This is a genomic window from Hydrogenophaga sp., from assembly GCF_050250835.1.
In the GTDB taxonomy this organism is placed as follows: domain Bacteria; phylum Pseudomonadota; class Gammaproteobacteria; order Burkholderiales; family Burkholderiaceae_C; genus Hydrogenophaga.
On sequence record NZ_JBFWNX010000010.1, the window covers coordinates 24828 to 46334 of the forward strand.

Genomic DNA, 21507 nt, shown 5'->3' on the forward strand with positions numbered 1-21507 from the left:
AAGACACCATGCTCAACCTCACCGAATACCGGCAGCGCCCTGCCCTGCTGGCCGACTGGCTGCCCTGGGCCGGACTGGTGGCGCCCGGCGTGGTGCTGAACAAGGATGGTTCCTTCCAACGGACCGCGCGCTTTCGGGGGCCGGACCTGGACAGTGCCACGCAGGGCGAACTGGTGGCCACCACCGCGCGCCTGAACAACGCGCTGCGCCGCCTGGGTTCGGGCTGGGCGCTGTACGTGGACGCCGAACGCCGGCCGGCTGCCGACTACCCGCGCTCGGATTTCCCTGAAGCCTTGTCATGGCTGGTGGACGAAGAACGGCGCGCAGCCTTCGAGGAATCGGCCAGCCACTTCGAGAGCCGCTACCACTTCACGCTGCAGTACCTGCCGCCCGAGGAGTCGCGCGCGCGAGCCGCCAGCCTGCTCTACGAAAACCGTGCCAGCACGGGTGTGGACTGGCGTGAGCGCCTGGGTGCCTTCATCGCCGAAACCGACCGGGTGTTCGACCTGCTCGACGGCGTCATGCCCGAAATCGCTTGGCTGCAGGACGCCGACACGCTGGGGTACCTGCACGCTACGGTGTCGCCGCGCGCCTACCCGGTGGCCGTGCCCGAGGTGCCGTTCCACCTCGACGCGCTGCTGGCCGATGCCCCGCTGCTGGGCGGCCTGGCGCCGATGCTGGGGGATGCGCACCTGCGCGTGACCACGGTGCGGGGGTTTCCCACATCCACCTGGCCCGGCGTGCTGGACGACCTGAACCGACTCGGCTTTGCCTACCGCTGGTCCACGCGCTTTCTGTGCATGGACAAGGCCGAGGCCGAGAAGGAGCTGGGTCGCCTGCGCCGCCAGTGGTTCGCGAAGCGCAAGAACGTGATCGCCTTGTTGCGCGAGACGATTTTCCAGCAGGAGTCGCCGCTGGTGGACACCGACGCGGGCAACAAGGCCGCCGATGCGGATGCAGCCCTGCAGGAACTGGGCAGCGACCAGGTGGCCTTCGGCTTCGTGACCGCCACGCTCACGGTGCTCGATGGCGACGCCACCGCTGCCGATGAGAAGCTGCGTATGGCGGAGCGCGTGATCCAGGGCCGTGGCTTTGTCACCATCCCAGAGACGCTGAACGCCGTGGAAGCCTGGCTGTCGTCGATCCCCGGCAATGCGTATGCCAACGTGCGCCAGCCCATCGTCTCCACGCTGAACCTGGCGCACCTGATGCCGGTCTCGGCCGTGTGGGCCGGGCCGGAGCGCAACCGGCACCTGGACGGCCCGCCGCTGGTCGTGACCCGCACCGAGGGCTCAACGCCCTTCCGGCTGGTGACCCACGTGGGCGACGTAGGCCACACGCTGGTGGTGGGGCCGACGGGCATGGGCAAGTCGGTGCTGCTAGCCTTGCTGGCCCTACAGTTCCGGCGCTACCCCGGCTCGCGCATCTTCGCGTTCGACATGGGCCGCTCGATGCGAGCCACGGTACTGGGTCTGGGCGGCGAGCACTACGACCTGGGCCACGACGGCGACATCGCCTTCCAGCCGCTGGCCGGCATCGACCAGGAGGGCTACCGCAGCTGGGCCGCCGAGTGGGTCGAAGGCCGTCTGGTACACGAAGGCGTGGCTGTGGGACCGGACGAGAAGGCAGCGATCTGGTCCGCGCTGGGCAGCCTGGCCGGCGCACCCCGCGATCAGCGCACACTCACCGGCCTGTCGGTGCTGCTGCAGTCCAACGCGCTGCGCCAGGCGCTCGCGCCCTACGTGCTGGGCGGCGCCCACGGCAAGCTGCTGGACGCCGACCACGACCGGCTGGGTGCGGCCGACGTGCAGTGCTTCGAGATGGAAGAGCTGATGGGCAGCCGCGCGGCGGTGATGGCCGTGCTCGGCTACCTGTTCGCACGCTTCGAGGCCCGCTTCGACGGCGCACCCACCCTGCTGATGCTGGACGAGTCGTGGCTGTTCCTGGACGACCCGGTGTTCTCGGCGCGCATCCGCCAGTGGCTCAAGACACTGCGCAAAAAGAACGTGTCGGTGCTATTCGCCACACAGAGTCTGGCCGACATCCAGGGTTCCAGCATCGCGCCGGCCATCGTGGAGAGCTGCGCGAGCCGTATCTTCCTGCCCAACCCGCAGGCCACCGAGCCGCAGGTGCGTTCGATCTACGAGGCCTTCGGCCTGAACCGCCGGCAGATCGAGATCGTGGCCACTGCAGTGCCCAAGCGCGACTACTACTACCAGTCCCGGCTGGGCAATCGCCTGTTCGATCTGGACCTGCGCGCCGTGGCCCTGGCCTTTGCCGGTGCCTCCTCGCCGCAGGGCCAGCGGCTGATCGACGAGGTGCTGGCCACCTGTCCGCCCGAGGGCTTCGCCCCGGCCTGGCTGCGCCGCCATGGCCTGGACTGGGCCGCTGATCTCTTCCATCAACACCCCCATCACCACCCCGGGCATGCCCGAATTTCAGGAGAAACGCCATGAGCCTCCGTGCACCGCTTCGCTCTTTCAAACCCCGTCTCGTCGCGCTGGCCACCGCGGCCGCGCTGACCCTGGGCGCCACCCAACCCGCACACGCGCTGTTCGGCGTGGGTGACATCGTGCTGGATCCGGTCAACCTGGTGCAGAACACCATGACGGCCGCTCGCACGCTGGAGCAGATCAACAACCAGATCCGCCAGTTGCAGAACGAGGCGCAGATGCTGATCAACCAGGCGCGCAACCTGGCCAGCCTGCCGTTCAACGTGGTCAACCGCCTGCGTTCGACGCTGGACACGACCCGGCAGCTGATCGCCCAGGCCCAGGGTCTGGCCTACCAGGTGTCGCACCTCAACACCGAATTCGCCCGCCTCTACCCTGAGCAGTACGCCGCCACAGTGAGTGGCAATCAGATGTTCCAGGACGCGCACCAGCGCTGGAAAAACACGCTCAACGGCCTGCAGACCGCCATGCAGATGCAGGCCCAGGTGTCGCAGAACCTGAGCCTGGACGAAGGCGTGCTGGCCGACCTGGTGAGCCAGAGCCAGTCGGCCACCGGCGCGCTGCAGGCCATGCAGGCGACCAACCAGTTGCTGGCCCTGCAGGCCAAGCAGTCCATCCAGTCGCAGCAGCTGATGCTGACGCAGGACCGCGCCGCCTCGCTGGAGCTGGCGAGACAGGCCGCGTCCATCGAGCGTGGCCGTGAGGTGACGCGCCGCTTCATTGGCAGCGGCACGGGCTACACGCCGCAGGGCGTGAGCTTCTACGGCCACTGAAGCACCGGAGGCCCTGCCATGGACGACGTCGCCGTCATCGACCGCTTCCTGAACACCTTCTCCACCTACATCGACTCGGGCTTCGGGTTGCTGAGCGGCGAGGTCGCCTTCCTCACCGCCACGCTGGTGGCCATCGACATGACCATGGCCGGCCTGTTCTGGGCCATGGGCCACGCCACCGGCCAGGGCGACGATGTGCTGGCCCGGCTGCTGCGCAAGGTGCTCTATGTCGGTGCTTTCGCCTACATCATCGGCAACTTCAACAGCCTGTCGGGCATCGTGTTCCGCTCGTTCGCCGGGCTGGGCCTGCAGGCCAGTGGATCGGGCATGAGCCTGGCCACCTTCCTGCAGCCCGGTCACCTGGCCAAGGCCGGCATCGATGCGGCGGCGCCCATCCTGCAGCAGATCAGCGACCTCTCGGGCTTCCCGGAGGTGTTCATCAACATGGCCCCCATCGTGGTGCTGTTCCTGGCCTGGCTCACGGTGATCGTGAGTTTCTTCGTGCTGGCCGTGCAGCTTTTCGTGACGCTGATCGAGTTCAAGCTCACCACGCTGGCGGGCTTCGTGCTGGTGCCCTTTGCGTTGTGGAACAAGACCACCTTCCTGGCCGAGAAGGTGCTGGGCAATGTGGTGTCCTCCGGCATCAAGGTGCTGGTGCTCGCGGTGATCGTGGGCATCGGCACGGGTCTGTTCTCGCAATTCCAGACCATACCGGCCGAGCCCTCCATCGACCACGCACTGGTGGTGATGCTGGCCTCGCTTTCTTTGCTCGGGTTGGGCATCTTCGGGCCCGGCATTGCGACCGGCCTGGTGTCCGGCGCGCCGCAACTGGGTGCGGGTGCTGCGGCCGGCACGGCGCTGGGTGCCACGGGTCTGGCTGTTGCCGGGGGTGCTGCCGTGGCCGGTGCTGGTGCGGCCGTGGCCGCCGGTGCGCGCATGGCGCCGGGCGCGGCACGGGCCGCGATTGGCGGTAGCGCATCAGCGGCCCGTTCGGCCAGTGGCCTCGCGGCAGGTGCGAGGTCGGCCTACGAGGCAGGCGCTGCCGCGTCCTCGGGCGGGTCGCTGCGCGCCGCTGGCGCAGGCATGGCCAACGTGGCCCGCACCGGTGCCAGCGCCGTGGGTCAGAAGATGGCCGACGGCGCCAAGGCCGTGAAAGACAAGGTGTCAGGTTTTGTGGCCGAGGCCGCTGCGCCTGCTGCTACGGGCGCCGAATCGGCCATGTCGAGCCCACCCACATCGGCACCCGCCAACGAGCCCGCCTGGGCGCAGCGCATGCGCCGGCGCCAGCAGATCGGCCATGCCGCCACGACGGCGGCACACACCCTGCGCGGTGGTGATGGAGGTGGCTCGGGCAGTGGCCCCAGCCTTCGTGACTCGGATTCCTGAGGAGAACCCAGCATGCGTTTCAAACGACCACAGGTGCGCTATGCCGACACGCCGCAGCCTGCCACCCCATATCAATCGGCAGCGCAGGCCTGGGACGAACGCATCGGATCGGCCCGCGTGCAGGCCCGCAACTGGCGATTCATGGCGTTCGGTTGCCTGTCGCTGGCCCTGCTGATGGCCGGTGCTCTGGTCTGGCGCTCGGCGCAATCTATTGTGACGCCCTACGTGGTGGAGGTGGACCAGGCCGGCCAGGTGCGAACCGTGGGCGAAGCCGCCTCCCCCTACCGCCCCGGCGATGCGCAAATCGCGCACCACCTGGCCCGTTTCGTGACGCTGGTGCGTTCGTTGTCCATCGACCCGATCGTGGTGCGGCAGAACTGGCTGGACGCCTATGACTACACGACCGACCGCGGGGCCGCCGTGCTCAACGAATACGCCCGCACCAACGATCCGTTCGTGCGGGTGGGCAAGGAGTCGGCCACGGTGCAGATCACCAGCGTGGTCCGCGCCAGCGACGCCTCGTTCAACGTGCGCTGGACTGAACAGCGCTACGTGAACGGCGCGCTGGCCGGCACCGAACGGTGGACGGCCGTGATCTCCACCGTGCTGCAGACGCCGCGCACCGAGCAGCGCCTGCGCAAGAACCCCCTGGGCATCTACGTCAACGGCCTGTCCTGGAGCCGCGAGCTGGATGCGAACGAAGGAGCCAAGCCATGAAAACCCTGAACACCAATACGCATCACGTTGTGGTCTCCCTTGCCCTTGCGACCGCCCTGGCAGGGTGTGCATCGCAGGGCGTGCCGCCGCCCGTGATCCCGCTGGACGAGCCGGTGATGGCCCAGCCGCTGCCCGAGCCACCTCAGCCGGTGGAAGTGGTCGCCGTGCCGAGGGTGCTGCCGATGCCCGCCCAGATGAAGCCGCTGCCGGAGGCGCAGGACAAGCCGCCAACACCCGAGCCCACCGACGAGCGACTTCGCGTGTCGCGCGCCAACGCAGAAGCCCGGGTGGCGCCCACGCGCGAAGGCTACGTCAACGCCATCCAGGTCTGGCCCTACACCGACGGAGCGCTGTACCAGGTCTATGCCGCGCCCGGCCGCGTGACAGTGATCTCGCTGCAGGCCGGGGAAGAACTGGTGACCGTGGCTGCGGGCGATACGGTTCGCTGGGTCGTGGGTGACACGTCCAGCGGCTCGGGCGACGCGCTGCGCGTGAACGTGCTGGTCAAGCCAGTGCGCACGGGTCTGAAGACCAACCTGGTCGTCACCACCAACCGCCGCACCTACCTGATCGAGCTGACTTCCACCGAAAGGGCCTGGATGGCGTCGGTCTCCTGGGACTACCCCAAGGACCACATGTTGGCGCTACAGCGGCAAGCCCAGGCCGCTCAGACGGCAGCGCCGGTGGACGCCGGGCTGACCCTGGAGCGGATCCGCTTCCGCTACGCGATCAGCGGCAGCACACCGCCCTGGAAGCCGATGCGCGCCTTTGACGATGGCGAGAAGGTCTACATCCAGTTCCCGGCTGGCATCGCGCAGGGGGAGTTGCCGCCGCTGTTCGTCATCGGAGCACAGGGCGACGGGCAGTTGGTGAACTACCGCTTCCGCACGCCCTACTACATCGTCGATCGCCTGTTCGGCGCAGCCGAGTTGCGGCTGGGCACCGACAAGGGCGACGTGGTCCGCATCGAGCGCACGGACGGTGTGCCGTCCACCGCTCGGAGGGACTGAGCATGGCCACGAACGATTCCACCCCATCAGGTACCAGCGGTCGAACCACAGCGGCCAAGGTGTCGCCCGAGTCGGTGGCATTGCGAGCGCAGCCGCAACCGGTGACCCGCCTGAATCGCCGCAGCCTCGCGCTGCTGGCAGGCTTGCTGGCCTTGGGTGTGCTGGGAGCGACGGTGTGGTCGCTGCAACCGAAGGCGCGCCGCGAGGCAAACGATCCCGCTGAACTGTTCAACGTGGATCGGGTGTCGCGCTCCGAAGGACTTGGGAAGTTGCCCGCCGACTATTCGAAACTGCTACCACCGCTACCCGCGGCCGTGCCCGAACTCGGACCACCCTTGCCTGGCGATCTGGGGCCAGCCATCGTCAAGTCGCAGCAGCCAGTGGTACCAAGCTATTCGCCACCGGGACACGACCCGGCTGCATCGGAGCGCGATGCCCGGCGCAAGGAGGCCGAGCAGGCCGCGGCGGCGTCGGTGTTCTTTCGGAGCGGTGGGCAGCGCGCCACCGCTGCTTCGCCGGCCGCTGCAGCGCCCGGCGCCACCAGCGCAATACCGAACAACTTGGCGGGCTTTGATCCGATGGCAGCTGGCCTGACCTCCACGCCAGCGCAGGCTGGCAGTGCCGACGCCACGACGGCACAAAACCGGCAAGACCAGAAAGAGGCTTTCCATAAATCCGGTTCCACGGAAACACGCAATTCCGGATCTCTGCAACTGCCCGCATCGCCGTACCAGGTGATGGCGGGTACGGTGATCGCTGGCGCCTTGGTCACCGGCATTCAGTCCGACCTGCCAGGTGACGTGATCGCCACGGTCACCGAACCGGTGTACGACACCGCCAGCGGCAAACACCTGTTGATTCCCCAGGGCTCGCGCATCCTCGGTCGCTACAACAGCCAAGTGAGCTTTGGTCAGAGCCGTGTCCAAGTGGTATGGAACCGTGTCATCCTGCCCGACACGTCCTCGCTGACGCTGGACAACCTGGTGGGCTCCGACCCTGCTGGCAGAGCTGGCCTCGAAGACGGCGTGGACTGGCACTGGGATCGGGTGTTCGCAGGTGCTGCGCTGACTTCGCTGCTCGGCATTGGTGCTGAACTCGCTGCACCCGAGAACCGGCAGGACGGCAACCGCATCGTGATCGCCGGGCGCGACAGCCTGCAGGACAGCGTGAACCAGATCGGTCAGGAAGTGACCCGCCGCAACCTGAACATCCAGCCGACACTTACAGCTCGGCCAGGACTGCCTATGCGCGTCATCGTGAATCGCGACCTGGTCCTGCGGCCCTACCAGCCGCTGTTTTTCGTCAGAGGGGTGCCGCGATGAGCACAAACCGTCAACTTCGCTTGGGACCACTGCCCAAGACCGAAAGCGTCAAGCTGACCTTCTCCTGCTCGGCCGCCTTGAAAGCCGAACGGGATCGCTACGCCGCGTTGCATGCGCAGACCTATGGCGAGGCCACCGATGCCCTGACGCTGATCCCGCACATGCTGGAGGCCTTCATGGCCAGGGACCGCGGATTCAGGCGAGTGGATGCCAAACGCAAGACTCCATTGGCGGCAGCCAAGTCGTCCAAGGCTGGCGAGGCACGGGAATGACTGAACCCCATGGCAGTCATGTCGGGAGGACTCCATGTGTAACCTAGCCCAGCGGAGGCTGATCAAGCCTTTCACCGAAGTCACCGGTTATGGCGAAAACGATGTGCGTGAGAGCTGCGAGCACCATCAGAAAGACGGCTTAGCATGACCGCCGAAACGATCAACGCCGAACAGTGCGCCGAGCTCCTGCACTGCACCGAGCAGCGAATTGAGGAACTGACCCGAAGCGGCGAGCTACCGGGGATGAAATTCGGTCGCGGTTGGATCTATGTGAAAGCCGACCTGCTGGCCTACATCGCCGAACGCGCCCGCAAAGAGGCTGAGGAGCGGCGCCAGGACCTCAACGCGCGAAAGTCGATCCCGCGCTTGGACATACCGATCAAGCCACGGCGGCAGACGCCGCCACCGCTTCCGGTGCCGGCCAAAGCCTTTGCGCAAGGTCCACGCCCCTGAAGCTGGCATAGCGTTGAGCCATCACCGAGCCCGGCTTCCATCCCATGATCTTGTTCAGCTCCTCCAGACGGAACATGTCGCGCCCGTCTTTGTCTTTCAGCTCCAGCCATCGGCACGTCGCTTCGTGTCTCAGGTCGTGTTCATGAAGGCCAACGATGTCCATGTACTCGAAAGCGATCCTGAAACGGAATGACAACCGTTGACTGGTACGCACCAAGCCCTTTTTCCCTTCTTCGATCCCTTCTTCGTGGAGGAATGGGAAGATGTGCGTATCGGGTTCGAACGGCGGCCGCGATGCAAAGTACGAGGACAGCGCCTGATGCACTTCGGGGCGCATCGGGACATCCCGATAAGAAATCTTCCCACGCCACTGCTTGGTCTCCTTGGCACGGATCACTTTGTTCTGCATGTCAATCTGGCCTCTGGTCAGGGTGTACGCCTCCCTGAGCCGTAGTCCCGTGTTCAGGATCAGCAGGTACAAGGTCAGTAGCGCATCGCCGCCCTTGAGTTCGAGGCCGCGCGAGCGATCTGGTCGCTCATAGCCCGACAGCACCGCCACGATCTTCTCGTGCTCCCCTGGCAACAGGCGCCTGTCGCGCGCCACGTTCACCTTCACCTTGCCACCCTTGGCTTTCGCCATCTGGGCATCGACGTCGGTATAAGTCGAGTAGCCCTTGGGCAGCAGCTTCACCGGGTTGCTGATCTTGACGTTCACGTTGTGCCGCAGGTACTCGTCAATGGCCCGGCTAAGCGCCTGAATGCGGTGCTTGATGGACGAGGGGGACAGGTTCTTCTCCACCTTCAGGGAACGGAGATAGCCCGTCAACCACTTGTAGCTGGCGTCGGAGAGCCGCACAGAACCCACCTCACGCGTCAGCGTCGAGAGCGTGAGAATTTGCGAAGGCGCCGCGAAGCCACTGTCCGACCACGCACCCAGAATGCGCACCAAGCGCACACCGTCGCCAGGGGACGTGGGAGTGGTCAGCTCTGCCGGCGGCGGGATGTCCGCGTGCTTCATCAGCTTCCACTGCTGCCCATAGGCAATGGCCTCGGCCTCGGTGTCGAAGGTGAAGTACTTGCGCCCGTTCGGAAGCGATGGGTGCCTCAGCCCTATTTCCCACTTCCCGGATTGCTTCAGTCTGGGTTTTGCCATGCCACATCTCCGTCGTGTCAACGAGATGGATCATCGCATGATCTGATCGAGTTTAAGCCGCCATTTTGTGGCGTCTTCGGGTGCTTCTGAGGCGTTTATCAGCCTCAATTAACTCCATAAGTTGTTGATTTATAAGAGTTTCAAAAATGAAGACAAACATGGAAATCAGCTACATGATCGAACTGATCCAGCGCACGGAGAACGCCGGCGGCTCAGGCCTGCGTTGAGCCCGTCTGGTGCGGAGTGCGGCGAGGGAATCTCTCCCCCTCGTAAACTCAGGCACCGATGACCCTGCCCCTGTTTGCCCTCGTCCTACTTCCCTTCGTGGGCAGCCTTGTTGCGGCCCTGCTGCCGTCAAACGCGCGCAACACCGAGTCCACGCTGGCCGGCGCGATTGCACTCTTCTGCGCCGTGCAGGCGGCCATGCTGTTCCCGGAGGTCTCCACCGGCGTCGTGATCCGGCAAGAGATCGTCTGGCTCCCCTCGTTGGGCCTGAACCTCGTGCTGCGCATGGACGGCTTCGCATGGATGTTCTCCATGCTGGTGCTGGGCATCGGTGCGCTGGTGGTTCTGTACGCGCGCTACTACATGTCGCCGTCCGACCCCGTGCCACGTTTTTTCTCGCTCCTGCTGGCCTTCATGGGGTCCATGAGCGGGGTGGTGCTCTCGGGCAACCTGATACAGCTGGTGCTGTTCTGGGAACTGACCAGCCTGTTCTCATTCCTGCTGATCGGCTACTGGTACCACCGCAAGGACGCACGGCGCGGTGCGCGCATGGCGCTCACCGTGACGGGTGCCGGCGGCCTATGCCTGCTCGCTGGCGTGCTGGTGCTCGGGCGCATCGTGGGCAGCTACGACCTGGACGCGGTGCTCGGCGCGGGCGAACTGGTGCGCGGCCATCCGCTCTACGGCACGGCGCTGGTGCTGGTGTTGCTGGGCGCACTCACCAAGAGTGCGCAGTTCCCGTTCCATTTCTGGTTGCCGCACGCGATGGCCGCACCCACCCCGGTGTCGGCCTACCTGCACTCGGCCACCATGGTGAAGGCAGGGGTGTTTCTCCTGGCGCGGCTGTGGCCGGTGCTCGCAGGCACCGACGAATGGTTCTGGATCGTGACCTGCTCGGGCCTGATCACACTGCTCATCGGCGGCTTCGCAGCCACTTTCCAGCGCGATCTCAAGAGCCTGCTCGCCTATTCGACGATCTCGCACCTGGGGCTCATCACGACGCTGCTCGGCCTCAACAGCCCGCTCGCCGCCGTGGCCGCCGTGTTCCACATCATCAACCACGCCACCTTCAAGGCCTCTCTGTTCATGGCGGTGGGCATCATCGACCACGAAACCGGCACGCGCGACATGCGCCGCCTCAGTGGCCTGCGCCGCTACATGCCGATCACCGCCACGCTCACCATGGTGGCGGGTGCGGCCATGGCCGGCGTGCCTCTGCTCAACGGCTTCATCTCCAAAGAGATGTTTTTCACCGAGGCCGTGTTCGTGAACGCTGCGCCCTGGTTCCAGCAGTTGCTGCCGGTGGCTGCCGTGGTGGCGGGCGCACTCAGCGTGGCGTATTCGTTGCGCTTCATCGTCGACGTGTTCTTCGGCCCCGACACCTGCACCCGGTTGCCGCGCATGCCGCACGAGCCGCCCCACTGGATGCGCGTGCCCATCGAACTGCTGGTGCTGGTCTGTCTGGTGGTGGGCGTGCTGCCGCAGTGGTCCATCCACACCCTCCTCGCCGCTGCTGCCACGCCGGTGGTGGGCGGCATGTTGCCGGAATTCGATCTCGCGGTGTGGCACGGCTTCAACCTGCCGCTGTGGATGAGCCTGCTCGCCATGGCCGGCGGCGTGGCGCTGTTCATGCTGCTGCACAAGCGCCTGGAAGATGGCCGCATCTCGCGCACGCCCGTCCTGAGCCTGGTCAGCGGCAAGCGCGTTTTCGAAGGCCTGCTCGCGCTGCTCACCGCTGCCAGCCGCCTTGCGCTGCGGTGGCTGGGCACCCGGCGCCTGCAGATCCAGGTGCTTCTGCTGATGGGGCTCACAGTGGTGGCGGCCTTTGCCGCCGTGCGCATGGTTCATGTGTCGGAATGGCTCGTCACTGGCGAGCGCGCCGCACTGCCGTTTTCGCCCATGTTCGCGCTGCTGTGGCTGGTGGGCGTGGGCGCGGCCATCGGTGCGTCGTGGCAGGCCAAGTACCACCGGCTGACCGCCCTGGCGTTGATGAGCGTTGCGGGTCTGGTCACGGTCGTCACCTTTGCGTGGTTCTCCGCACCCGATCTGGCGCTGACGCAACTCTCCGTCGAGGCGGTGACCACGGTGCTCATCCTGCTCGGCCTGCGCTGGCTGCCCAAGCGATCGGAGGCCGTCGACCGCCTGTTGCCGCTGCGCACCCGCATGCAGACCCGTCTGCGGCGAGGACGCGATCTGCTCGTTGCGCTCGCAGCCGGCTGCGGCATGGCAGCCCTGTCCTACGCGGTCATGACGCGCAGCTTCCCGCAGAGCATCTCGCCGTTCTTTCTGGACCGCGCGCTGTCCGAGGGCGGCGGCACCAACGTGGTCAACGTGATGCTGGTGGACTTCCGGGGTTTCGACACGCTGGGTGAAATCGCGGTGCTCGGCATCGTGGCGCTCACTGTCTACGCGCTGCTGCGGCGATTTCGCCCGGCACCCGAAAGCATGGATCTGCCGGCGCAGCAGCGGGCCCTGCCGGCCGACCTGGCCACCGACCTCGTGAATGCGCAGACCGTGGCCGATACCGCGCGCGGCTACCTGCTGGTGCCTGCGGTGCTGGTGCGCCTGATCCTGCCCATCGCCGGCGTGATCGGGGTCTACCTGTTCATGCGCGGCCACAACGAACCTGGTGGCGGCTTTGTTGCCGGACTGGTGGTGTCCACCGCATTCATCCTGCAATACATCGTGTCGGGCACGCAGTGGGTGGAAGCCAACATGAGGCTGCTGCCGGTGCGCTGGATCTCGGCCGGCCTTCTGATGGCCACCGCCACCGGCCTGGGTGCCATCTTGATGGGCTACCCCTTCCTGACCACCCACACCGCCCACCTTGACCTGCCCTTGCTGGGTGAGCTCCATGTGGCCAGCGCGCTGTTCTACGACATCGGCGTCTTTACGCTGGTGGTGGGCGCCACCCTGCTGATCCTCACCGCCCTGGGCCACCAATCGGTGCGTGGCCACCGCCGCGTCACCTCCGACGCCCGGGACGCCGGCGGACAGATACCCGAAACACACTGATGGAAATCGTTCTGGCCATCGCCATCGGAGCGCTCACCACCTGCGGCGTGTGGCTCTTGCTGCGACCCCGCACCTACCAGGTGATCATCGGCCTGTGCCTGCTGGGGTACGGGGTGAACCTGTTCATCTTCAGCATGGGCCGGCTGGCGGTGGACAGTGAACCGGTGCTGTTACCGGGCATGGAGCCCAACCTGCTGAACTACGCCGACCCCATGCCCCAGGCGCTGGTGCTCACCGCCATCGTCATCGGCTTTGCCATGACAGCACTGTTCCTGGTGGTGATGCTGGCGCAGCGGGGTTTTTCGGGCAACGATCATGTGGACGGCCGCGAGGATGACCAGGAGGCTGGCTCGTGATCGAACTGGCCGACGCCCTCATGCCCCACCTGATCGCAGTGCCCATCCTGCTGCCTTTGCTGGCGGCCTGCGTGCTCATGCTCATCAGCGAGCGGCGGCACCGCATCAAGGCCACTTTCGGCCTGCTGGCCACGGCCGCCAACCTGGCTTTGGCCGTGCTACTGCTGTTCTGGGCCAAGGACGATGTGCAGACCAGCGACTACGGCGTCTACCTGCCTGGCAACTGGGACGTGCCCTTTGGCATCGTGCTGGTGCTTGATCGACTCTCGGCACTGATGATCTTCGTGGCCGCGCTGGTGGTGCTGATGGCCCTGCTGTTCGCGCTGGCACGCTGGCACAAGGCGGGCGCCCATTTCCACCCGCTGTTTCAAATCCAGATCATGGGCCTCAACGGCGCCTTTCTCACCGGTGATCTGTTCAACCTGTTCGTGTTCTTCGAGGTCATGCTCGCCGCGTCCTACGGTCTGCTGCTGCACGGCTCCGGGCCGGCGCGCGTCAAGGCCGGGCTGCACTACATCACCATCAACCTGGTGGCCTCTTCGCTGTTCCTGGTGGGTGCCTCGCTGATCTACGGCGTGACCGGCACGCTCAACATGGCCGATCTGGCCATCCGCATCCCCGAAGTCATCGCCAGCGACCGCGTGCTGCTGCACGCCGGCTGCGCCATCCTCGCCGTGGCCTTTCTGGCCAAGGCCGCCATGTGGCCGCTCAATTTCTGGCTGGTGCCCGCCTACGCCAGCGCCAGTGCGCCATCGGCGGCGGTGTTCGCGTTGCTCACCAAGGTCGGCATCTACGTGCTGCTGCGCCTGTCGACCCTGCTGTTTTCACAAGACGCGGGTGAATCCGCCGGCTTCGGCAGCGAATGGCTGCTCTGGGGCGGCCTGGCCACGCTCACCTTCGGTGCCATCGGCATGCTGGCCTCGCAGCGCCCCGCGCGTCTCGGCGGATTCGCCGTCGTTGTTTCCTCGGGCACGCTCATGGCCGTGCTGGGCTTGTCTCGACAAGACCTGACCGCCAGCGCCCTCTACTACCTCCCGGTCTCCACCTTCGCGGTCGCCGCCTTCTTCCTGCTCACGGAGTTGCTGGACCGTTCCCGCCAGGACGACCCGGAACGCCAGCGCGCACCCGAAGACGAAGAGGACAACCTGCCCTTTTCGCTGGCCGAGCTCGAACTGCACGGCGCCAACCTCGATGACGACGAAGAACCGCTCATCGGTCGCGCCATTCCCGCATCCACCGCCCTGCTCGGCATGGCCTTCATCGCCTGCACCCTGCTGCTGGCCGGACTGCCACCGTTCTCAGGCTTCGTGGGCAAGTTCGCCATGCTCACCAGCTTGCTGGCATCGCCCACCACCCACGTGACCTCATCGAGCTGGGTGTTCATGGCTCTGGTGATCACCTCGGGGCTTTTCGCGCTCGTGGCGCTCTCGCGCGCCGGCATCCGCTTCTTCTGGGCGCCGGTGGACCGTCCCGCCCCCGTGCTGCGTGTCGTCGAGTTCCTGCCCATCGCCCTGCTGGTGGCGCTGTGCGTGCTGTTCACCGTACGCGCCGAGGCGGTGTTGCGCTACACCAGTGCCACCGCTGCTGCGCTGTACCATCCGCGCGGCTACATCGACGCTGTGTTCTCTGCACGCCCCCTGGTCACGCCCACCAATGCCGAGCGGCTGGGCGTACCGCCACCGGGCATCAGCCAATGATCCGCCGCATCTTCCCTTCGCCCCTTCTTTCGCTCGCCCTGGTCGCGCTGTGGATGTTGCTCAACAGCAGCTTTGGCCTGGGCCAGTGGCTCATGGGACTGATGCTGGCCTGGCTGGTGCCCTACCTCACGCATTCGTTGCGCCCCACGCCGGTGCGCTTCAGTCACCCGATGACAGCCATGCGCCTGTTCCTGCGCGTCGGCAAGGACGTGATCATCTGGAACTGGCGCGTCCTGCTGGGCACCATTGCGCCAACAGATCGCGTGCCCCAGGGCGGCTTCGTCGTGGTGCCCCTGGACCTGCGCGACCCCAATGGCCTGGCGGTGCTGGCGGCCATCATGTGCGTGATCCCCGGCACCATCTGGTCCGAGCTGGCGCTGGACCGAAGCGCCTTGCTGGTCCACCTGTTCGACCTGGAGGACGCCCAGTCCGAGATTGATCTGATCAAGCGCCGCTACGAACGCCCCCTGATGGAGATCTTCGAATGAGCAACGTGCTTTTCTTCGCCATCGTCTTCACGCTGTCGTGCTATTCGCTGGGCATGGGGCTGTCGTTGCTGCGCCTCTTTCGCGGGCCGTCGGCGCAGGACCGCGTTCTGGCCATGGACCTGATCTGCACCATCGTCATGCTGATGCTGATGGTGCTTGCCATCCGTTACCGCAGCGCGGTGTACTTCGAAGCCGCGCTGCTCATCTCGATCTTCGGTTTTGTGAGTTCCGCCGCGATGGCCAAGTTTCTGCTGCGCGGCGAGGTGATCGAATGAATGCGGGTCTTTCCCTGTGGGTGGAATGGTCAGTGGCGCTGCTGCTCATGCTGAGCGGCGTCTTCACGCTCTCGGCGGCCGTGGGCGTGTTGCGCTTCAAGAGCTTTTTCCAGCGCATGCATCCACCGGCGCTCGCCTTCAGCTTCTCGGCCTGGTGCGTGACGCTGGCCAGCGTCCTCTATTTTTCGGCGCAAGATGAAAAGCTCTCGCTGCACGCTTGGCTCATCATCATCTTCCTCGCACTCACGGTGCCGGTGACCACCATCCTGCTGGCCCGCACGGAACTCTTCCGGCGACGCACGTCGCAGGACCGGGGCAATGATGAAATTCCGCCCTCGCTGATTCACGACGTCGCTGCGCCGCTTGAGGCTCAGCAGGCGCAAAAATCCCAGGCGCCCTGAGACAGGGCTCTCAGGGGGCGATCACCACCTCGACGCGGCGCGCCTCGGCGTTGTTGCCGCTGCCGGTGGTCTGCTCCGGCTTTCTGAGTTCCATGGCGGACTCCGCCACGCCTGCGCCCACCAGCGCATCACGAACCACCATGGCACGCTGCTTGGCCAGTTCGGCATTGAACGCCGGGTCGCCGGTGGCGTCGTGGAAGCCCGACAGCGTCAGACGCTTGCCCGACTTGGCCGACCGGATGGCGTCGGCCAGTGCGTCCAGTGCACCGGGGGCAAGATCTGCCTTGCCCGAAGCAAAGTAGAACTTGACCACGCCGTTCTCCACCACCACGCTGGCGTCGTCGCCCACCGGGGCGGCCACCGCGGTGGCAGGCGCCGGTGCTGCCGCAGCCATGGTGGAACCGGTGCCGCGCGACTTCTGGATGCCGATGCCCACTGCCAGACCCAAGGCCAGCACGACGGCTGTCATCAGCACGAAGGCCAGTACGCGGAACTCGGGTTCGTCGTCCTGAGAAGACATGGGTAGCACTCCGTGAAGAATAATGGGAAGGAACGAACGAAGATTGTAAATGGCCCATCGCGACACTTCGAAGGCAGCTCCCCACGATCCCGCGCTCAGAGACGGCGCAAAGATGATGGCTCAGGCGCTGGCGCAATGGCGTTCACAGGGACCGCGTCCGGACCTCTGGGTGTTCGCCTATGCCTCGCTCGTGTGGCGCCCGGATTTCGAGGCCGCTGAGCAGCGGCCCGCCCGCGTGCAGGGCTACCACCGCTGCCTGGAGATGTGGAGCCGCGTGAACCGGGGCACCTATGAGCGGCCCGGTCTGGTGTTCGCCCTCATGCGCGGTGGAAGTTGCGCGGGACTGGCACTGCGCGTGCCCCACGAACAGGTCGAGGCGCTCATGCCGGTGCTGTGGGCGCGAGAAATGCCCAATCCTGTGTACGACCCGCGCTGGCTGAAGTGCCACACGCCACAGGGCCCGGTCAGTGCGCTGGCTTTCACGCTTTCGCACCACAGCCCCAGCCACACAGGCACCCTGAGCGACGAGCGCTATCGCGAGATCTTCGCGCAATCCTGCGGGCGCTACGGCACCACGCTGGACTACGCACGCCAGACTTTCGAGGGCTTGCTGCGCCATGGCATCCACGACCACGCGCTGGAAAGGTTGCTGCGGCTGGCCGACGCGGATGCCCCTCATATACTGAACCCATGAACATCGCCGACCTGCGCAAGAGCTACGAAAAGGCCGAACTCAGCGAATCGGCCTCGCACGCCGATCCGCTCCAGCAATTCGACCAGTGGCTGCAGGAGGCCATCCACAGCGAAGTGCCCGAACCCAACGCCATGACACTGGCCACCGTGGGGCCCGACCTGCGGCCGAGCACCCGCGTGGTGCTGATCAAAGGTTTCGATGAACGCGGCATCGTCTGGTACACCAACTACCACAGCCGCAAGGGACGCGAACTCGCCGGCAATCCGTTCGCGGCACTGCAATTTCACTGGGTCGAGCTCGAACGCGTGGTGCGCATTGAAGGCGTGGTGGACAAGGTGAGCGACGAAGAAAGCGATGCGTACTTTCACAGCCGCCCGCTGGACAGCCGCATCGGCGCCTGGGCGAGCCCGCAAAGCGAGGTGATTGAAGGCCGCTCGGTGCTGGTGGCCAACGCGGCGAAGTACGGCGCGCAGTTCCTGCTGCGCCCTCCTCGCCCGCCACACTGGGGTGGCTACCGCCTCAGGCCCGAGCAATGGCAGTTCTGGCAGGGCCGCAAGAGCCGACTGCACGACCGGCTGCGCTACACCGCCCAGGCCGAGGGCGGCTGGCTGCGCGAGCGGCTCGCACCCTAAAGCATTTCGATGGCCTGGCCGGCCACGGCCTGCAACTGCGCGGCGCTCACCAGCGTCGGGGCAATCTCGGCCAGGGGTACCAGCACGAAGGCGCGCTCGCTCATGCGCGGGTGCGGAACGGTCAGGCGCTCGGAAGCGATGCGCCCTGCGCCGTAAGTCAGCAGATCGAGGTCCAGTGTGCGCGGTGCATTGCGGAAGGGCCGCTCGCGCCCGGCGGCCAATTCGATCGCCTGCAAGGCGTCCAGCAGCGCAGGAGCGCAGAGTGTGGTGGCGACTTCTGCCACTGCGTTGACATAGTCCGGACCGCTGGAATCCACCGGCGCCGTGCGGTAGGGGCGGGAGGCTTTCACCAGCCGAACACCCGGGGTGGCGTTCAGCGCAGACAGCGCACCCAGCAAGGCTTGCGCGGGATCACCCAGATTGGCACCCAGGGCAACGTACGCCGTGACCTCAGCGCGCGACACGGGCCATCAGTCGGTGGGGCCAGCCTCGCCGGCGCCCCCTTCGGCGCGTCCGGCGCCGGAGGGCTTGCGGCGACGGCGGCGGCGCTTCTTCGCGGGTGAGGGGCCGTCGGTGGGCATCGGCTCGGCTGCGTCTTCACCGGTCGGCACTTCATCGTCACCGTCGTCCTGGGGGGGGCGGAATCGGGCGTCGGCCATGGAATCGCTGGCAGGATGGTCGGCGTCGGTGCGCTTGACGCGCCGGGCCTTGCCTGCGCCCGGCTTGGCCAGGTTCTCGCGGCGCTGCGCGTCCACCATGTCGTCGCGCATGTCGTCGCTGGCCATGCTGAAGGTTTCCCACCAGTGGGCGAGTTCTTCCTCCACCTCGCCCACCTGCGCCCGCAGCCGCAGGAAGTCGAAGCCGGCGCGAAACCGCGGCTGGTCGACCAGGCTGAAGGGCGAGGTGCCCACGCGCTTGTCAAAGCGCGGCTGCATCATCCAGATCTCGCGCATGTCCGCACCGAGCTTGCCACGGCCGGACACATCGCCCACACGCGCCTCGAAAGCATCGTCGACGGCTTCCTGCAACGCAGAAATGGGCGCCGGAGCGCGTTGACCTGGGCGTGGCTGCAAACGCTGCATCCAGCCCTTGCGCACATCGGCCCAGAGCACGCACGCGAGCAGAAAACTCGGCGCCACCGGCTTGCTCTCGCCCACGCGGCGATCGGTGTCTTGCAATGCGAGTTTCACGAATTCGTCGTCGGCGCGTTCCACCACCACGTCCAGCAAAGGGTAGATGCCGGTGCCCAGGCCCACGGCCTTGAGCTGCTCGATGCTGGCCAGCGCGTGACCGGTTTGAAGCAGCTTGAGCATTTCGTCGAACAGGCGGCTCTGAGGCACGTCGGCAAGGAGCTTTCGCGATGACGCCAGCGGCTCCAGCGTCTTGGGGTCGAAGGTGAACCCCAGATGGCTGAGCTTGGCGCCGAACCGCACCGCGCGGATGATGCGCACCGGGTCTTCGCGGTAACGGGTGGCGGCGTCGCCAATCATGCGCAAGGTGCGCTTCTTCGCATCGCGGATGCCGTGATGGAAATCGACCACGGTCTGCGTTTCCGGGTCGTAGTACATGGCGTTGATGCTGAAGTCGCGCCTCGCCGCGTCCTGCTCAATCGGACCCCAGACGTTGTCGCGCAACACCCTGCCGCTGGCATCCACTGCGTGCTTCATGCCGGCCAGTTCACCCTTGCTGGTGCGCTCGTTGCCGGCCACCTGCTCGGCGGCGGCGTTGTCCAGGTAGGCGCGGAAGGTGGAGACCTCGATGACTTCGTGCTCGCGCCCGCGCCCGTAGACCACATGCACGATGCGAAAGCGCCGTCCGATGATGAACGCACGACGGAACAGGCCTTTGACCTGCTCGGGCGTGGCGCTGGTGGCCACATCGAAGTCCTTGGGACGCAGACCCAGCAGCAGGTCGCGCACCGCGCCGCCCACGATGTAGGCGTCGAAACCGGCCTGCTTGAGCGTGTGCACCACGTCAAGCGCGCGCTGATCGACCAGCGAGCGGTCGATGCCGTGCACATCTGCGGGGACATCCTCGCGTTTGCCGAAAGGATGGGCTCGGCGCGAGCTTTCGCTACCGGTCTTGCCCAGCAGCCTGTTGATGAATTTCTTGATCATTCGAATAGGTTCAGTATGCGCCAGCCCCGCTCAAGGGCCACGGCGCGCAGCCGGGCATCCGGATTGGTGGCCACGGGCTCATGCACCTTTTCCAGCAGCGGCAGATCGTTCATGGAGTCGCTGTAGAAGGTGCTGTGCTGCACGAGCGACCAGTCCAGCCCGCGCGCAGCCAGCCATTGTTCCACACGCGCGACCTTGCCCTCGCGAAACGACGGCACGCCCCGGATCTCGCCGGTGGGTTCGCCACGTTCGTCGGTCTGCAGTTCGATCGCAATGAGTTCGTCCACACCGAAGGCGCGGGCGATCGGACGGGTGACGAACTCGTTGGTGGCGGTGACGATCACCACCTGGTCGCCGGCATCCTGGTGGGTGCGCACCAGATGGCGGGCCGCCTCGGTCATGGCGGGGCAGATCACCTGCTGCATGAAGCGCTCGTGGGCCTGTGCAGCCTGGGCCCGCCCGTGTTCACGAACCGCGCCAGTGGCAAAACGCACGTATTCGTGGATGTCCAGCGCACCGGCCTGGTAGGCGGCGTAGAAACGATCATTGGCCTGGGAAAAGGATTCGGCCTCTCGCCAGCCCAGTTCAACGGTGAACTCGCCCCAGGCGTGATCGGAATCGAGTGGAATCAGCGTGTGGTCGAGGTCGAAAAGGGCCAATCTCATGTGGGTTCGTTTTCCAGCATCGATTTGATCAGCGGGATGGTGATGGCGCGCTGGGTGCGGAGGGCATAGGCGTCGAGCTGTTCGAGCAATTGCATGAGGCTGGAGAGGTCGCGCGAAAAGCGGCTGAGCATGAAGTCCATCACTTCATCGCCGAGGAACACGCCGCGCTCGTCGGCGGCGCGGCGCAGCACCGCGCGGCGCTCGGTCTCCCCCAGCGCCTGAAGGTGGAACACATGGCCCCAGCCCAGGCGGGTGCGAAGGTCCTCACGCAGGCGCAGATCGGCCGGCGGGCAGGTGGCAGAGGCCAGCACCCAGCGCGCGGGGCCATGCGCCGGGTTTTGCGCGTTGACGAACCAATTGAAAGCGGCGGCCTGCTGGGTCGCGGTGTACAGGTGGCAGTCGTCCAGCAGGACGGCGTCCCACTGTTCGTCGAAGTCGCTCGGGTCGAGTGTGGCGGCGTCGAGCCAGCCCACCCGTCCGCCCTGCTCTCGCAGTGCCTCGCGGGTGGCGCGCAGCAGGTGCGTCTTGCCGCATCCGCTCTCGCCCCATAGAAACGTGGGTACGGGGGAGCGGGTGGGGTTGCCTGTCCAGAGCAGCAGGTGCTCCAGCGCGGCTTCGTTGCCCACGGCCACGAAGTTGGACAGCAGAGGAACGGGCGCCAGGCCAATGTCCAGCGCCATCTGTTTCATGGGGACCGGTCCCGTGCTCATGGGTGCCCGGACGGAGTGGGAGCGACCGGCGGCAAGGCGCAAATCGAGGAAAAAGTCAATGGCATGGGGGCTGGATGGTGCGTCGGCCCTGGGTGGCGAACCCGCAGGGTCTGGGACGAATTCTATCGGCCCACCCCCCGGGGTAGACGAAAGTCCCGCCAGGTCACGCTCAC

At 66.1% G+C, this 21507-nt stretch carries 22 protein-coding genes; 16 read left to right on the top strand and 6 right to left on the bottom strand.

The features are described from left to right. The first annotated feature begins 8 nt into the window (after window positions 1-8). The 8 genes from trbE to AB7F11_RS13470 all read left to right on the top strand — a co-directional run bounded on the left by trbE (window position 9) and on the right by AB7F11_RS13470 (window position 8386). Window positions 9-2456 carry a conjugal transfer protein TrbE gene (trbE, locus tag AB7F11_RS13435; protein WP_428300773.1) on the top strand — a complete coding sequence of 816 codons (2448 nt, stop codon included), beginning with the start codon at window positions 9-11 and terminating at the stop codon, window positions 2454-2456. Then, complete coding sequence (gene trbJ, locus AB7F11_RS13440) at window positions 2453-3226, top strand: P-type conjugative transfer protein TrbJ (protein WP_428300774.1); 774 nt, start codon at window positions 2453-2455, stop codon at window positions 3224-3226. The genes trbE and trbJ overlap by 4 nt, the downstream gene beginning before the upstream one ends. Before the next feature lie 18 nt (window positions 3227-3244). Next, window positions 3245-4612: a P-type conjugative transfer protein TrbL gene (gene trbL, locus AB7F11_RS13445; protein WP_428300775.1), complete on the top strand. Its 1368-nt coding sequence runs from the start codon at window positions 3245-3247 to the stop codon at window positions 4610-4612. A gap of 12 nt (window positions 4613-4624) precedes the next feature. Next, window positions 4625-5329: a conjugal transfer protein TrbF gene (trbF, locus tag AB7F11_RS13450; RefSeq protein WP_428300776.1), complete on the top strand. Its 705-nt coding sequence runs from the start codon at window positions 4625-4627 to the stop codon at window positions 5327-5329. After that, window positions 5326-6339, top strand: a complete 1014-nt coding sequence (gene trbG, locus AB7F11_RS13455) for a P-type conjugative transfer protein TrbG (RefSeq protein ID WP_428300777.1) — start codon at window positions 5326-5328, stop codon at window positions 6337-6339. The genes trbF and trbG overlap by 4 nt, the downstream gene beginning before the upstream one ends. 2 nt (window positions 6340-6341) lie before the next feature. Next, on the top strand, window positions 6342-7661 hold the full coding sequence (locus AB7F11_RS13460; RefSeq protein WP_428300778.1) for a TrbI/VirB10 family protein: 1320 nt from the start codon (window positions 6342-6344) through the stop codon (window positions 7659-7661). Continuing rightward, window positions 7658-7933 (top strand): DUF2274 domain-containing protein, encoded by a 276-nt coding sequence (locus AB7F11_RS13465; protein ID WP_428300779.1) that lies wholly within the window; start codon window positions 7658-7660, stop codon window positions 7931-7933. Before AB7F11_RS13460 ends, AB7F11_RS13465 begins: the two co-directional genes overlap by 4 nt. Before the next feature lie 144 nt (window positions 7934-8077). Beyond that, window positions 8078-8386: a helix-turn-helix domain-containing protein gene (locus tag AB7F11_RS13470; protein ID WP_428300780.1), complete on the top strand. Its 309-nt coding sequence runs from the start codon at window positions 8078-8080 to the stop codon at window positions 8384-8386. Here AB7F11_RS13470 and AB7F11_RS13475 read toward each other — a convergent pair. Beyond that, the gene (locus AB7F11_RS13475; protein ID WP_428300781.1) at window positions 8313-9539 is read right to left on the bottom strand and encodes a tyrosine-type recombinase/integrase; all 1227 of its coding nucleotides are present in this window, start codon (window positions 9537-9539) and stop codon (window positions 8313-8315) included. The two genes, AB7F11_RS13470 and AB7F11_RS13475, sit on opposite strands and share 74 nt — an antisense overlap. Window positions 9540-9830: 291 nt before the next feature. Here AB7F11_RS13475 and AB7F11_RS13480 point away from each other — a divergent pair, with 291 nt between their 5' ends. From AB7F11_RS13480 to AB7F11_RS13505, 6 genes are read left to right on the top strand one after another with little or no spacing between them, the layout of a single operon-like run. Further along, window positions 9831-12779 carry a monovalent cation/H+ antiporter subunit A gene (locus AB7F11_RS13480; RefSeq protein WP_428288933.1) on the top strand — a complete coding sequence of 983 codons (2949 nt, stop codon included), beginning with the start codon at window positions 9831-9833 and terminating at the stop codon, window positions 12777-12779. Then, window positions 12779-13135, top strand: a complete 357-nt coding sequence (locus AB7F11_RS13485; RefSeq protein ID WP_428288866.1) for a Na+/H+ antiporter subunit C — start codon at window positions 12779-12781, stop codon at window positions 13133-13135. The genes AB7F11_RS13480 and AB7F11_RS13485 overlap by 1 nt, the downstream gene beginning before the upstream one ends. 20 nt (window positions 13136-13155) lie before the next feature. Beyond that, complete coding sequence (locus tag AB7F11_RS13490; RefSeq protein WP_428288932.1) at window positions 13156-14832, top strand: monovalent cation/H+ antiporter subunit D; 1677 nt, start codon at window positions 13156-13158, stop codon at window positions 14830-14832. Beyond that, window positions 14829-15320, top strand: a complete 492-nt coding sequence (locus AB7F11_RS13495; protein ID WP_428288865.1) for a Na+/H+ antiporter subunit E — start codon at window positions 14829-14831, stop codon at window positions 15318-15320. The genes AB7F11_RS13490 and AB7F11_RS13495 overlap by 4 nt, the downstream gene beginning before the upstream one ends. Next, window positions 15317-15595: a K+/H+ antiporter subunit F gene (locus tag AB7F11_RS13500; protein WP_428288864.1), complete on the top strand. Its 279-nt coding sequence runs from the start codon at window positions 15317-15319 to the stop codon at window positions 15593-15595. The genes AB7F11_RS13495 and AB7F11_RS13500 overlap by 4 nt, the downstream gene beginning before the upstream one ends. Beyond that, window positions 15592-15996, top strand: a complete 405-nt coding sequence (locus tag AB7F11_RS13505; RefSeq protein ID WP_428288863.1) for a Na+/H+ antiporter subunit G — start codon at window positions 15592-15594, stop codon at window positions 15994-15996. Before AB7F11_RS13500 ends, AB7F11_RS13505 begins: the two co-directional genes overlap by 4 nt. Before the next feature lie 10 nt (window positions 15997-16006). On the opposite strand, the gene AB7F11_RS13510 is transcribed toward AB7F11_RS13505, so the two are convergent. Next, the gene (locus tag AB7F11_RS13510) at window positions 16007-16516 is read right to left on the bottom strand and encodes an OmpA family protein (protein WP_428288862.1); all 510 of its coding nucleotides are present in this window, start codon (window positions 16514-16516) and stop codon (window positions 16007-16009) included. Between the two features lie 49 nt (window positions 16517-16565). Here AB7F11_RS13510 and AB7F11_RS13515 point away from each other — a divergent pair, with 49 nt between their 5' ends. Both AB7F11_RS13515 and pdxH read left to right on the top strand, forming a co-directional pair. Beyond that, a complete protein-coding gene (locus tag AB7F11_RS13515) occupies window positions 16566-17210 on the top strand; it encodes a gamma-glutamylcyclotransferase (RefSeq protein WP_428288861.1) in 645 nt (214 codons plus the stop codon). After that, the gene (gene pdxH, locus AB7F11_RS13520; protein ID WP_428288860.1) at window positions 17207-17842 is read left to right on the top strand and encodes a pyridoxamine 5'-phosphate oxidase; all 636 of its coding nucleotides are present in this window, start codon (window positions 17207-17209) and stop codon (window positions 17840-17842) included. The genes AB7F11_RS13515 and pdxH overlap by 4 nt, the downstream gene beginning before the upstream one ends. On the opposite strand, the gene folK is transcribed toward pdxH, so the two are convergent. Genes folK through hda form a run of 4 tightly spaced genes read right to left on the bottom strand, consistent with a single transcriptional unit; the run spans window position 17839 to window position 21313 of the window. Then, the gene (folK, locus tag AB7F11_RS13525) at window positions 17839-18306 is read right to left on the bottom strand and encodes a 2-amino-4-hydroxy-6-hydroxymethyldihydropteridine diphosphokinase (protein ID WP_428288859.1); all 468 of its coding nucleotides are present in this window, start codon (window positions 18304-18306) and stop codon (window positions 17839-17841) included. The genes pdxH and folK overlap by 4 nt on opposite strands. 6 nt (window positions 18307-18312) lie before the next feature. Then, a complete protein-coding gene (gene pcnB / locus AB7F11_RS13530; RefSeq protein ID WP_428288858.1) occupies window positions 18313-19959 on the bottom strand; it encodes a polynucleotide adenylyltransferase PcnB in 1647 nt (548 codons plus the stop codon). Further along, entirely contained in the window at window positions 19956-20624 is a 669-nt protein-coding gene (locus AB7F11_RS13535; RefSeq protein ID WP_428288857.1) for an HAD family hydrolase, read from the bottom strand. The genes pcnB and AB7F11_RS13535 overlap by 4 nt, the downstream gene beginning before the upstream one ends. Continuing rightward, window positions 20621-21313, bottom strand: coding sequence for a DnaA regulatory inactivator Hda (gene hda, locus AB7F11_RS13540; protein ID WP_428288856.1), 693 nt, complete (start codon window positions 21311-21313; stop codon window positions 20621-20623). Before hda ends, AB7F11_RS13535 begins: the two co-directional genes overlap by 4 nt. Between the last annotated feature and the right edge of the window lie 194 nt (window positions 21314-21507).

Excerpts from the sequence above, each read along its gene's own strand:
- trbE (WP_428300773.1), top strand. The coding sequence starts at position 9 with ATGCTCAACCTCACCGAATACCGGCAGCGCCCTGCCCTGCTGGCCGAC.
- trbJ (WP_428300774.1), top strand. The coding sequence starts at position 2,453 with ATGAGCCTCCGTGCACCGCTTCGCTCTTTCAAACCCCGTCTCGTCGCG.
- trbL (WP_428300775.1), top strand. The coding sequence starts at position 3,245 with ATGGACGACGTCGCCGTCATCGACCGCTTCCTGAACACCTTCTCCACC.
- trbF (WP_428300776.1), top strand. The coding sequence starts at position 4,625 with ATGCGTTTCAAACGACCACAGGTGCGCTATGCCGACACGCCGCAGCCT.
- trbG (WP_428300777.1), top strand. The coding sequence starts at position 5,326 with ATGAAAACCCTGAACACCAATACGCATCACGTTGTGGTCTCCCTTGCC.
- AB7F11_RS13460 (WP_428300778.1), top strand. The coding sequence starts at position 6,342 with ATGGCCACGAACGATTCCACCCCATCAGGTACCAGCGGTCGAACCACA.
- AB7F11_RS13465 (WP_428300779.1), top strand. The coding sequence starts at position 7,658 with ATGAGCACAAACCGTCAACTTCGCTTGGGACCACTGCCCAAGACCGAA.
- AB7F11_RS13470 (WP_428300780.1), top strand. The coding sequence starts at position 8,078 with ATGACCGCCGAAACGATCAACGCCGAACAGTGCGCCGAGCTCCTGCAC.
- AB7F11_RS13475 (WP_428300781.1), bottom strand. The coding sequence starts at position 9,539 with ATGGCAAAACCCAGACTGAAGCAATCCGGGAAGTGGGAAATAGGGCTG.
- AB7F11_RS13485 (WP_428288866.1), top strand. The coding sequence starts at position 12,779 with ATGGAAATCGTTCTGGCCATCGCCATCGGAGCGCTCACCACCTGCGGC.
- AB7F11_RS13490 (WP_428288932.1), top strand. The coding sequence starts at position 13,156 with ATGCCCCACCTGATCGCAGTGCCCATCCTGCTGCCTTTGCTGGCGGCC.
- AB7F11_RS13495 (WP_428288865.1), top strand. The coding sequence starts at position 14,829 with ATGATCCGCCGCATCTTCCCTTCGCCCCTTCTTTCGCTCGCCCTGGTC.
- AB7F11_RS13500 (WP_428288864.1), top strand. The coding sequence starts at position 15,317 with ATGAGCAACGTGCTTTTCTTCGCCATCGTCTTCACGCTGTCGTGCTAT.
- AB7F11_RS13505 (WP_428288863.1), top strand. The coding sequence starts at position 15,592 with ATGAATGCGGGTCTTTCCCTGTGGGTGGAATGGTCAGTGGCGCTGCTG.
- AB7F11_RS13510 (WP_428288862.1), bottom strand. The coding sequence starts at position 16,516 with ATGTCTTCTCAGGACGACGAACCCGAGTTCCGCGTACTGGCCTTCGTG.
- AB7F11_RS13515 (WP_428288861.1), top strand. The coding sequence starts at position 16,566 with ATGGCCCATCGCGACACTTCGAAGGCAGCTCCCCACGATCCCGCGCTC.
- pdxH (WP_428288860.1), top strand. The coding sequence starts at position 17,207 with ATGAACATCGCCGACCTGCGCAAGAGCTACGAAAAGGCCGAACTCAGC.
- pcnB (WP_428288858.1), bottom strand. The coding sequence starts at position 19,959 with ATGATCAAGAAATTCATCAACAGGCTGCTGGGCAAGACCGGTAGCGAA.
- AB7F11_RS13535 (WP_428288857.1), bottom strand. The coding sequence starts at position 20,624 with ATGAGATTGGCCCTTTTCGACCTCGACCACACGCTGATTCCACTCGAT.
- hda (WP_428288856.1), bottom strand. The coding sequence starts at position 21,313 with ATGAAACAGATGGCGCTGGACATTGGCCTGGCGCCCGTTCCTCTGCTG.